The following is a 10,901-nucleotide window of genomic DNA, read 5'->3' on the forward strand; positions in this document are numbered from 1 at the left end:
AGCGCGGTCAGCCGTCGCGACGCGTCGGCGTCGACTGGGACATCACCGAGAACAAGAACGCCGCCCTGGTCCAGGAGCAGGCGGCGGTCGCCGAGCGCGGCATCCAGGCCAAGTCGCAGTTCCTGTCGCGGATGAGCCACGAGCTGCGCACGCCGTTGAACGCGGTGCTCGGCTTCACCCAGCTGCTGCAGATCGAAGCGAGACAGGCGGGGCAGGAGGAACACCTCGCGAAGCTCGAGCACATCCACGCGGCCGGCGACCACCTGCTCTCCCTGATCAACGACGTGCTCGACCTCTCCGCCCTCGAGTCGGGGGAACTGCGGCTGACCCTGCGTCCGGTCGAGCTCGGGCAGCTGGTGCACCAGTCCCTGCCCCTGCTGCACTCGCTCGCGGCCCAGCACGGGGTGAGCCTCGAGACCGGCCGGGCCGAGGGCACGGCGCAGGCCGACCCGACCCGCCTGCGCCAGGTCCTGATCAACCTCGTCTCGAACGCCATCAAGTACAACCGGCCAGGCGGGAGCGTCGTCGTCGAGACGAGCGCCGCCGACGCGGAAGCCTCGCTCATGGTGCGCGACACCGGCCGCGGCCTCAACAGCCAGCAGATCGACAGCCTGTTCGAGCCGTTCAACCGCTTCGGCGTCGAGGACGAAGGGATCGAGGGCACCGGCATCGGCCTGACCATCGTGCGCGCCCTCGTCGACGGCATGCACGGCCGGATCGAGGTTTCGAGCGAGCCCGGGCTCGGCACCGAGTTCACGGTGCGCCTGCCCGCGGCGCACGCCGCCGGCCCGAGCAGCACGGCCGCAGCCGCGAGCGAGAAGCCGTGGCGGGGCGAGCCGCCCGGGCGACAGGGAACGATCCTCTACATCGAGGACAACGCCGTGAACGTGCTGCTCGTCGAGGAGCTGGTCAAGAGCGTCGGCGGTCTCGTCATCGCGTCCGAGCTCACGGGCGCGGCCGGCGTCGCCCGGGCCGCCACCCTGCAGCCGGACCTCGTCCTCGTCGACCTGCAACTGCCGGACTTCGACGGCTATGAAGTGCTGCGCCGCCTGCAGGCCGAGCCGCTCACCCGCGACCTGCCGTGCATTGCGTTGTCGGCGAACGCCATGCCGGACGACCTGCGCCGCGGCCTCGCCGCCGGCTTCACCGACTACTGGACCAAGCCCATCGACTTCGGCGTCTTCCTGGCGGCACTGAAGAAGCGCTTCCCCGGCATCGGCGCGACCGCGCCGCTGCATCACGAGGAGACTAGCCCGATATCGCTTCGATGAGGCCGCGCTGGCGCAGCATCGGCTCGGGCGTCGGCGCCCGGCCGCGGAAGGCGCGGTAGGCCGCGCCCGGCTCGATGGAGTTGCCGGCCGAGTAGATGAAGCGAACGAGCCGCTCGGCGACGGCCCGATCGAAAGGATCGCCGGCCTCGACGAAGGCGTCGAAGCCGTCGGCGTCAAGCACCTCCGCCCAGAGATAGACGTAGTAGCCGGCCGCGTAGCCCGAGCCGGCGAAGAGGTGCTGGAAGTGAGTCAGCCGGTGGTTGACGCCGACGCCTGCGGGCAGGCCCAGCCGGTCGAGCTCGGCACGCTCGAACTCGACCACGTCGATGGAACCGGTTTCGGTGCGCGCGTGGGCCGCCATGTCGACCAGGGCCGAGGCAGCGTAGCGGACGGTCTCGTAGCCCTGGTTGAAGTGGCGCGCCCGGTGCAGCTTCGCGATCAGCGCATCGGGAATCGGCTCGCCCGTGACGTGGTGGCGGGCATGCCGCTTCAGGACCTCGGGCTCCTCGAGCCAGTGCTCGAACAGCTGCGACGGCAGTTCGACGAAGTCGCGCAGGACATGGGTTCCCGAGACGCGCTCGTAGGTGACGTTCGAAAGCAGGCCGTGCAGCCCGTGGCCGAACTCGTGGAAGAGCGTGCGCGCGTCGTCGGCGCTGAGGAGCGTCGGCTCGCCGGGCGCGCCCTTCGCGAAGTTGTTGTTGTTGACGATGATCGGCAGGACCGGCGTTGCGCCGCTGCCGTTCCTAGACTGGCTGCGGTAGGCGCTCATCCACGCGCCGCTGCGCTTGGTCGGACGGGCGAAGTTGTCGTGCAGGAACAGGCCGATCGCCCGGTCGCTCGCGTCACGCACCTCGTACACCGCGACGTCGGGGTGGTAGACGCGGATCTCCGGACGCACGACGAAGCGGATGCCGAACAGGCGCCCGGCGCAATCGAAGGCGGCCTCGACCATGCGGTCGATCGGAAAGTACGGCTTGACCTCCGCGTCGTCGAGGTCGTAGCGGATCTGGCGCACCTTCTCGGCGTAGAAGCGCCAGTCCCAGGGTTCGATCTCGACCGCCTCGCCGCGCGACAGCGCCAGCGCCTCGAGGGCCGCGCGCTCCTGCTCGGCACGCTCCTTCGCCGGCTGCCAGACCCGCTCGAGGAGCGAGGTCACCGCCGCCTGGCTGCCCGCCATCGTGTCGGCGAGCGCGTAGTCGGCGTAGCTGGCATAGCCATGCAGCCGCGCCTGCTCGAGGCGCAGGGCGAGGATCTGGGCGACGATGGCGCGGTTGTCTGTCTCGCCCGGGTGCTCGCCGCGCGAGGTCCACGCCTGCCACGCCTGCACGCGCAGGTCGCGGCACTCCGAGAACGTCAGGAAAGGCACGATGTGCGAGCGCGACAGCGTGATGACGTGCGCACCCTCATCCATGCCGCGCTCGACTGCGGCCTGACGTGCCGCCGCGCGCACGAAGGGAGGCAGGCCGGCGAGGTCGGCCTCGCCGCGCAGCTCGAGGCCGAACGACGACTCATCGGCCAGCACGTTCTGTCCGAAGCGCGTCGTCAGCTCGGCCAGCCGCTCCATGATCGCGGCATAGCGCGCCTGATCCGCGGGGGCCAGCTTCGCGCCAGCACGCACGAAGTCGGTGTGGAAGCGTTCGAGGACGCGCCGTTCTTCCTCGCCCAGGCCCAGCTCGGCGCGACGCGCATGCAGCGCGTCGATGCGGGCGAAGAGGCTCGCATGCATGCTGGTCCTGCTCTCGTGCGCGGCGAGCAGCGGTGCCATGCGCATCTCCACCGCCTGCAGCGCCGGCGAGGTCTCGCTCGAGGTCAGGTTGTGGAACATGCCGCCGACGCGGTCGAGCAGGCGGCCGGAACGATCGAGCGCGGCGATGGTGTTCTCGAACGTCGGCGGCGCGGCGTTCCCGCCGATGGCTTCGATCTCCGCCAGGTGCTCGCTCATGGCCTGCTCGAAGGCCGGCGCGAAGTGCTCCGCACCGGCGGCGGCAAAAGGCGGCAGGCCGTGCGGTTCGCGCCATTCGGCGAGCAGCGGATTGGCCTTCGGCGTCGCATTCATCGGTGCCATGGACGGCCCTTCGCTGGTTTTCATCGGGTCTTCTTCAGCAGGTCCTGCAGGTCGCGCTCGTCGTAGCGGCGGCCATCGCATGCTTTCACCCAGGCATCCCGGGTGGTCTTCAAGCCCTCGACCCGCCCGTTGTAAGCGGCCACGCGGGCCTCGTAGCCGTCGATCCGGGCGTCGCGCTCCCGGACCCGGGCGTTGTGCGCCTCGACCGCGGCCGGGTCGCTGCGGTCGAGCGCGGCGAGCGCGCTGTCGAGGGCCGGCCCGCTCCCCTTCAGCTCGTTCTTGATCGCCTCGATGGCCGTCCGCTCCCGATCGGCCTCTGCCACGTCGCGCTCCACCCCGGCCTGCTGCGCCATGCAGTCCTTGAGTTGCGCCGGCGTCAGCACCCTGCCCTGCGGCGGCGGCGCAACGGCCCGGGACGGACCCTGCGCCTGCGGCTTCGCGGTCCCGCCCGTCTGTGCGGAAGCCGGCGCGGCGAAGATCGCCACCGCGGCGCACGCGAGGACGAGGGCGGCGAAGTTCGGCGGCGGGGCGAGGGCGGGTCTCATCTGCGATTCATCCTGCCAGCGGGGTCGGCACAGGCTGGCGCATGGTCACGAACTCCTCGGCGGCCGTGGGGTGGATGCCGAGCGTGGCGTCGAAGATCGCCTTGGTCGCGCCCGCCTTCATGGCGACGGCGAAGCCCTGGATGGTTTCGCCGGCATCGGCGCCGACCATGTGCAGGCCGACGACGCGGTCGTTGGCGTCGTCGACGATCAGCTTCATGAGCGTGCGCTCGGCGCTGCCGGACAAGGTGTGGCGCAGCGGCTTGAAGTCGCTGCGGTAGACGCGGATGCGCTCGAAGCGGCCGCGGGCCTCGGCCTCGGACAGGCCGATCGTGCCGATGTTCGGATGGGTGAAGACCGCCGTAGGGATGTGCAGGTAGTCGACGCGTCGCCCGCCTTCGCCGTAGAGGCCGTCGACGAGCGCCATGGCCTCGGCGAGCGCGACCGGCGTGAGCTGGACCCGGTCGATCACGTCGCCCACGGCGTAGACGCTCGGCACGCTGCTGCGGTAATCGTCGTCGACGAGGACCGCGCCGTTCATCCCCAGCTTGACCCCGATCGCCTCGAGGCCCAGTCCCTGCGTGTTGGGCGCCCGGCCGGTGGCGTACAGCACGGCGTCGGCCGCAAGCTCGCTGCCGTCGCCGAGGGCGACGCGGAGGCAGTCGCCGCCGCGCTCGAGCGACAGCACCTTGGCGCGAACGCGCACGTCGACGCCCTTCTTCACCATCTCGGCGGCCACGAAGCCGCGCACCTCGTCGTCGAAGCCGCGCAGGATCTGCTCGCCGCGATAGATCTGCGTGACCCTGGCGCCCAGGCCGTTGAAGATCGAGGCGAACTCGGAGGCGATGTAGCCGCCGCCCACGACCACCAGCCGTTCGGGAAAGCGTGCCAGGTCGAAGATCTCGTTGGAGCTGATCGCCAGCTCGGCGCCCGTCACATCCGGCGGCACCGGCCAGCCACCGGTGGCAACCAGGATGCGCTCGGCCCGGTACGTCCTGCCGGCGACGCCGACCTCGTTCGGCCCGAGCACGGTCGCCCGTCCGGAGATGATCTGAACCCCGGCGCTCCTCATCAGCTGCTCGTAGACGCCGTTCAGGCGCAGCAGCTCGCGGGCCCGGTTCGCCTTCAGCGTCTCCCAGTCGAAGCGCGCCGGCGGCACCGTCCAGCCGAAGCCGTGCGCCTCCTCGAAGCTCTCCGCGTAATGCGCCGCGAAGCTGTAGAGCTTCTTCGGAATGCAGCCCAGGTTGACGCAGGTGCCGCCGAGCGCGGCGTCCTCGGCCACCGCCACGCGCAGGCCGCGCTGGCCGGCCATGCGGGAGGCGCGGACGCCACCGCTGCCGGCACCGATGATGAACAGGTCGAAGGCCGAGCTGCTCATGGCCGTGCGGAAGCGCTCATGCCTCGGACCGCCACCCTGGACATGCAAGGCCCGGTCAGGCCAGCGCCTTGCGCAGCAGCTCCGCGACGGCGCCGTTCAGGCCCTCCGGGTGGGCGGCAGCGCGATCGCGCAGGGTCGCGGCGAGATCCGAAGGCAGCTTGCAGGCAAACGGGACGAGGCCGGCCGCCGCATCGAGGCGCCGCTGCTCGCGCCGGTCGACGACGCCCTCGACCCCCTGGCCGAAGCGGCTCGCCGCGCCTGCCTTCATCCTGCCGCCGATCATCGAACCCAGGCGCTTGTCGAGGTCGGACTTCTTCATGCTCATGGTGCGTCGCCCCTCCTCGAGCGATCCGGTGATTGTCGCGTGCCTGTGGCACAGTCTGCCGATGGCCCAGAAAGCGACCGTATGCAAGGCCTCCCTGCGCATCGCCGACATCGACCGTGGCCTCTACGCCGACCACCAGCTGACGCTCGCCCGCCATCCGTCCGAGAACGACGAGCGGATGATGGTGCGCTTGCTCGCCTTCGCCCTCTGCGTGCCGGCGAGCGACGAGGGCGGCGCGCTCGAGTTCGCCAAGGGCATGTGGGACCCGGACGAGCCCGAGCTCTGGCAGAGGGATCTCACCGGCCAGCTCCTGCACTGGATCGAGGTCGGCCAGCCCGAGGAGCGCCGCCTCGTCAAGGCCAGCGGCCGCGCCGCACGCGTCAGCGTCTTCGCCTTCAGCCATGGCGCGCCGCTGTGGTGGGCGGGCCTCTCGGGGCGCGTCGCGCGGACGCGCAACATCGAGGCGTGGCTGATTCCCTCCGAGCAGAGCCGGGCCCTGGCCGAGCTGGCCGGGCGCAGCATGCAGCTGCAGATCGGCCGGCAGGACGGCTCGGTCTGGGTCGCCGATGGCGAGCGCACCGTCGACATCGTGCCGACGCGCCTCGAATGAACCCGCGATCCGCGCGCTGAGGGTGCCGATGCCCATCGACGCGCAAGCGCAGGAGGTCCTCGACTTCTGGTTCGGTGCCGACGGCGATGCTGCACAAGGCACGGCGCGCCAGGAATGGTTCACCCAGGACGACGCCTTCGATCGCCGCATCGCCGACCGGTTCGGTGCCACGATCGAGCGCGCCCTGCGCGGCGAGCTCGACGTATGGGACGAGGCGCCGCGCCCCGTGCTGGCGCGGATCGTGGTGCTCGACCAGTTCACGCGCAATGCCTTCCGCGGTACGCCGCGCGCCTTCGCCGGCGATGCCCGGGCCCTGGCCGCGGCGAGCTGCCTCGTCGCCGCCGGCGGCGACGAGGCACTGCCGGCCGTCATGCGCGCCTTTGCCTACCTGCCGTTCGAGCACGCCGAAACGCTGCCGATGCAGGACGAGTCGGTTCGCCTGTTCACCCGGCTGGCCGTAGCGGATGCGCAGTGGGCCTCGATGCTCGAGTTCGCGCACCGGCACCGCGCCCTCATCGCCCGCTTCGGCCGCTTCCCTCACCGCAACGCGATCCTCGGCCGCCGGTCGACCACCGAGGAGATCGCGTTCCTGGACGAGCCGGGATCACGTTTCTAGCTCGCGGCATCGCTAGCGACGGTAGGGGTTGTCGGGGCGGGAGTCGCGGCGGTTCGGCACGCCGTCGCCGTCGCGGTCTCGGTCGTAGCGGTTGCGGACGCCGTCGTTGTCGCGGTCTCGGTCGTAGCGATTGCGAATGCCATCGCCGTCGCGATCGCCGCGACGGTTGTTGTTGACGTTGTCGAAGCGGTCGGGAATGCCGTCGCGGTCACGATCCGCGCGCCGGTTGTTGTTGTTGTCGAACCGGTTCCGGATGCCGTCGCCGTCCCGGTCGCCTCGAGCCCATTCGCCGCGGTAGAGGTGCCAGCGTCCGTTGTGGTTGACCCAGGTCGGCTTCGCGTAGACGTAACCCGGGCGTTCGCGCACCCAGCTGCCGTTCACCCACACGTGCCGGTTGCCACGCCAGTCCCAGTAGCCCGGGGTCCATACATGACCCGGGCGGTGACCGGGCACCACCTCGTAACGGGGCGCAGGCGGCGCAACGCGCACGTCGATGTCGAACGATGCGGCTGCCGGCAGCGACGCCGTTGCCGAGGCCATGGCGAGTACCGCTGCAGAAACGATTTTCAGGATCATGTCGTTCTCCATGGGATGGGACGTCGCCATCTTCGGTAGATCCAACCCCCGAGAGGATCGGAATAAAGGCTTCTCCGCTGTCAGCCCCCTTCGCGTGCGAAGTGGGCAGAACGCTCGCGCGGTCAAGAACCGTTCGGATCTGCGAAGTTGCGGAAACAAAGCGAGGAAATGCGGTTCACGCTTCTTCACCGGCGCCGGGGCGCCAGCCTGACGCTACCGCTCGCGCCAGCTGGGGAACTGGGCCGTGACCGGCTCGCTGCGCCGCGTCCGCGCGCGCAGGGCGAGGACGATGGCGCTGGCAAGGAGCCAGCCGACCGCCGGCCACCACAGCAGCGCCAGGCCGAACATCCGCTCCTGCGGCAAGCCGGCGCTGACGCTCGCCATCCGGGCCAGCGTGGCCAGCGCGAGGACGGACGACAGGACCCCGGCGTAGGTACCGGCTCGCCCAGCGCCGCCGCGAAGCAGGGCCCAGGCGAAGGCGGCGACGAGAACGCCGGCCCAGGCGGCGCCGGCGACCAGCTGCGCGGCGATCAGCAACGGCAGCGTCGGGGCGAAGTTCGCAGCGAGCGCCGCCAGGGCCGCCACGACCGCCAAGACCCCCATCACCTGCGTCGGGTGCCAGTGCCGGGCGGCGAGCGAGAACGGGAACATCGCGAGGTTGAAGCCGATCCAGAAGACCGGGAGGAGCGTGGGCAGCGCGTCGGCGCCGGCCCGGGCCGTGTACAGCGGCACGCTGTCGATGAAGACGTGGACCTGGAACGCGAGTGCGGCGAAGAGCGCCGTCAGCGCGAAGAGCGGGGTCGGCTCGGACACCGGCTCGACGGCGACGGTCTCGACGTCGGATGCCTGCCGGCCGGCCGACCGCAGCTTCCGCTCGGCGACGACCATGCCGAGCGTCACCAGGGCGAGGGCGATGCTGGACAGCGCGAACGGCAGGCGCGGATCGATGCCGCGCAGGGTGAGGCCCAGGTAGGGCTGGAAGGCATGGGCGATGCCCAGGCCCAGCAGCGTGCAGGCCAGGAGCACCGGCTGCGTCGGCCGCGCCGCGTAGCGCCCGACCAGCGACAGCGGCGGCGCGCGCAGCGCCGACGAGGTCACCGCCCAGACCGCGATCAGCGCGATGAAGAGGACCGGCGAGCCCTGCGGCGCGACGTGGGGCAGGGCCAGGAAGGCGGCGCAGGAGACCAGCGTGGCCGCCAGGACGGCGATGCCGACGCGACCCGCCACCTTTGCTGCGCGGTCGGCAGCGACACCGCAGGCGTAGTCGGCGAAGACGAAGACGAGCTGGTCGGCCATGAGGATCCACGCCACCGCATGCTTCGGCAGGCCGGCCTGCTCGACCAGCTGCGGCAGGTAGATGACGTAGACGATCCAGGTCGCGGCGAACAGGAACTGGACGACGCCGAGGTAAGTGCCCAGCCCTGGCCCCATGGACCCGCCCCGGTCCTCGTGCTCGGGCCCGAAGCGCATGTTCCTAGTGGTTGTCGCGCGGCACGAAGGCGCCGCGCTTGCCGACCAGGAAGTCGAGGTCGGCGCCTTCGTCGGCCTGCAGCACGTGGTCGGTGTAGAGCTTCCAGTAGCCGCTCGCCAGCGGCGACGGCGGCGCCTTCCACTCGGCCATGCGACGGGCCAGCTCCTCGTCGCTGATGTCGAGGTGGATCCGCCGGTTCGGCACGTCGAGCTCGATCATGTCGCCGTTGCGCACCGCGGCGAGAGGGCCGCCGGCCGCCGCTTCGGGCGCGGTGTGCAGGACCACCGTGCCGTAGGCCGTGCCGCTCATGCGCGCGTCGCTGATGCGGACCATGTCGGTGATGCCCTTCTTCAGCACCTTGGGCGGCAAGGGCATGTTGCCGACCTCCGCCATGCCGGGGTAGCCCTTGGGACCGCAGTTGCGCAGGACCATCACGCAGGTCTCGTCGATGTCGAGCGCGTCGTCGTCGATGCTCGAATGGAACTCCTCGATGGAGTCGAAGACGACGGCCCGGCCGCGGTGCGTCATCAGGGCGGGGGTCGCGGCGCTGGGCTTGATGATCGCGCCGCGCGGCGCCAGGTTGCCGCGCAGCACGGCGATGCCGGCACGGTCCTTGAAGGGCGCGTCGATCGACTTGATGACCTCGGTGTTGAAGTTCTCGGCGTCGGCGATGTTTTCGCCCAGCGTCTTGCCGTTGGCGGTGACGACGGTGAGGTCGAGATGGCGCGAGTTCTCCTTCAGCACGACTGGCAGCCCGCCGGCGTAGCAGAAGTCCTCCATCAGGTGCTTGCCCGAGGGCTGCAGGTTGAGCAGGCACGGCAGCGCGCTGGCGAGCTTCTCGAAGTCGTCGATGCCGAGCTTCACGCCGAGGCGGCCGGCGATGGCGATGAGGTGGATCACGGCGTTGGTCGAGCCGCCGATCGCCGCCAACGTGACGATGGCGTTCTCGAAGGCCTTGCGGGTGAGGATCTTCGACAGCCGCTGGTCCTCGTGGACCATGTCGACGACGCGCCGGCCGGCCATGCGGGCCAGCACGTTGCGCCGACCGTCGACCGCCGGGTAGGCGGCGTTGCCGGGCAGGCCGAGGCCGAGCGCCTCGACCATCGACGCCATCGTGCTCGCCGTGCCCATGGTCATGCAGTGGCCGTGGCTGCGGTGCATGCAGCTCTCGGCGTCGAAGAAGTCCTGCAGCTTCAGCGTGCCGGCGCGGACCTGCTCGCTCATGCTCCAGACACCCGTGCCGGAGCCGAGCTCCTGGCCGCGCCACTTGCCGTTCAGCATCGGCCCGCCGGAGACCCCGATCGTCGGCAGGTCGGCGCTGGCCGCGCCCATCACCAGCGACGGCGTAGTCTTATCGCAGCCCATCAGCAGCACGACGCCGTCGAGCGGGTTGCCGCGGATCGATTCCTCGACGTCCATGCTGGCGAGGTTGCGGTAGAGCATGGCCGTCGGCCGCAGCAGCGTCTCGCCGAGCGACATCACCGGGAACTCGAGCGGGAAACCACCCGCCTCGTAGACGCCGATCTTCACCTGCTCGGCGAGCGTGCGGAAGTGCGAGTTGCACGGTGTCAGCTCGCTGAAGGTGTTGCAGATGCCGATGACCGGCCGACCGTCGAACTGGTCGTGCGGGACGCCCTTGCCCTTCACCCAGCTGCGGTAGTTGAAGCCGTCGCGGTCCTGCCGGCCGAACCACTGCTGGCTGCGCATCTGCTCCGGCCTGCGCCGGGGCTTCTTCTCGTCACTCATTCCTGAAACTTTCCCTGGTCATTCCTTGACGGAGCCGGTCAGACCCGACACGTAGTGCTCGACGAAGAACGAGTACACGAAGGCGACCGGCAGCGAGCCGAGCAGCGCACCGGCCATCAGCGAGCCCCAATGGTAGACATCGCCCTCGACCAGCTCGGTCACGACGCCGACCGGCACCGTCTTCACTTCCGACGAGGAGACGAAGGTGAGCGCATAGATGAACTCGTTCCACGACAGGGTGAAGGCGAAGATGCCCGCGGAGATGAGCCCCGGCACGGCCAGCGGCAGGATGATCTTGGTC

Annotated in this window: 10 protein-coding genes and 1 pseudogene; 3 read left to right on the forward strand and 8 right to left on the reverse strand. The window is 70.4% G+C overall.

Features of this window, described 5'->3' with window-relative positions; genetic code table 11:
- A partial coding sequence (locus AC30N0_RS09015) for an ATP-binding response regulator (protein WP_489517589.1) occupies nt 1-1,271 on the forward strand: 1,271 nt, incomplete at its 5' end.
- On the opposite strand, the gene AC30N0_RS09020 is transcribed toward AC30N0_RS09015, so the two are convergent.
- The 4 genes from AC30N0_RS09020 to AC30N0_RS09035 form a co-directional block, all read right to left on the reverse strand.
- Entirely contained in the window at nt 1,249-3,360 is a 2,112-nt protein-coding gene (locus AC30N0_RS09020; RefSeq protein WP_489517590.1) for a M3 family metallopeptidase, read from the reverse strand. The two genes, AC30N0_RS09015 and AC30N0_RS09020, sit on opposite strands and share 23 nt — an antisense overlap.
- Nucleotides 3,357-3,821 (reverse strand): hypothetical protein, encoded by a 465-nt coding sequence (locus AC30N0_RS09025; protein WP_489517591.1) that lies wholly within the window; start codon nt 3,819-3,821, stop codon nt 3,357-3,359. Before AC30N0_RS09025 ends, AC30N0_RS09020 begins: the two co-directional genes overlap by 4 nt.
- 67 nt (nt 3,822-3,888) lie before the next feature.
- The gene (gene gorA, locus AC30N0_RS09030) at nt 3,889-5,256 is read right to left on the reverse strand and encodes a glutathione-disulfide reductase (RefSeq protein ID WP_489517592.1); all 1,368 of its coding nucleotides are present in this window, start codon (nt 5,254-5,256) and stop codon (nt 3,889-3,891) included.
- Nucleotides 5,257-5,311: 55 nt separating this feature from the next.
- Complete coding sequence (locus AC30N0_RS09035) at nt 5,312-5,581, reverse strand: hypothetical protein (RefSeq protein ID WP_489517593.1); 270 nt, start codon at nt 5,579-5,581, stop codon at nt 5,312-5,314.
- A 61-nt stretch (nt 5,582-5,642) separates the two neighbouring features.
- Between AC30N0_RS09035 and AC30N0_RS09040 the strand changes: the two genes are divergently transcribed.
- Both AC30N0_RS09040 and AC30N0_RS09045 read left to right on the forward strand, forming a co-directional pair.
- Nucleotides 5,643-6,191 carry a YaeQ family protein gene (locus AC30N0_RS09040; RefSeq protein ID WP_489517594.1) on the forward strand — a complete coding sequence of 183 codons (549 nt, stop codon included), beginning with the start codon at nt 5,643-5,645 and terminating at the stop codon, nt 6,189-6,191.
- Nucleotides 6,192-6,219: 28 nt separating this feature from the next.
- The gene (locus AC30N0_RS09045; RefSeq protein WP_489517595.1) at nt 6,220-6,807 is read left to right on the forward strand and encodes a DUF924 family protein; all 588 of its coding nucleotides are present in this window, start codon (nt 6,220-6,222) and stop codon (nt 6,805-6,807) included.
- Nucleotides 6,808-6,819: 12 nt separating this feature from the next.
- On the opposite strand, the gene AC30N0_RS09050 is transcribed toward AC30N0_RS09045, so the two are convergent.
- From AC30N0_RS09050 to AC30N0_RS09065, 4 genes and pseudogenes are all read right to left on the reverse strand, one after another.
- Nucleotides 6,820-7,395 carry a YXWGXW repeat-containing protein gene (locus tag AC30N0_RS09050; protein WP_489517596.1) on the reverse strand — a complete coding sequence of 192 codons (576 nt, stop codon included), beginning with the start codon at nt 7,393-7,395 and terminating at the stop codon, nt 6,820-6,822.
- A 201-nt stretch (nt 7,396-7,596) separates the two neighbouring features.
- On the reverse strand, nt 7,597-8,853 hold the full coding sequence (locus AC30N0_RS09055) for an MFS transporter (RefSeq protein WP_489517597.1): 1,257 nt from the start codon (nt 8,851-8,853) through the stop codon (nt 7,597-7,599).
- 4 nt (nt 8,854-8,857) lie between these two features.
- Entirely contained in the window at nt 8,858-10,600 is a 1,743-nt protein-coding gene (locus tag AC30N0_RS09060) for an IlvD/Edd family dehydratase (protein WP_489517598.1), read from the reverse strand.
- A gap of 18 nt (nt 10,601-10,618) precedes the next feature.
- Nucleotides 10,619-10,901: pseudogene (locus tag AC30N0_RS09065) on the reverse strand (carbohydrate ABC transporter permease); the annotation flags it as partial.

The sequence above is a fragment of the Rhizobacter sp. genome, from assembly GCF_031412495.1.
Taxonomy (GTDB): Bacteria; Pseudomonadota; Gammaproteobacteria; order Burkholderiales; family Burkholderiaceae_C; genus Schlegelella_A.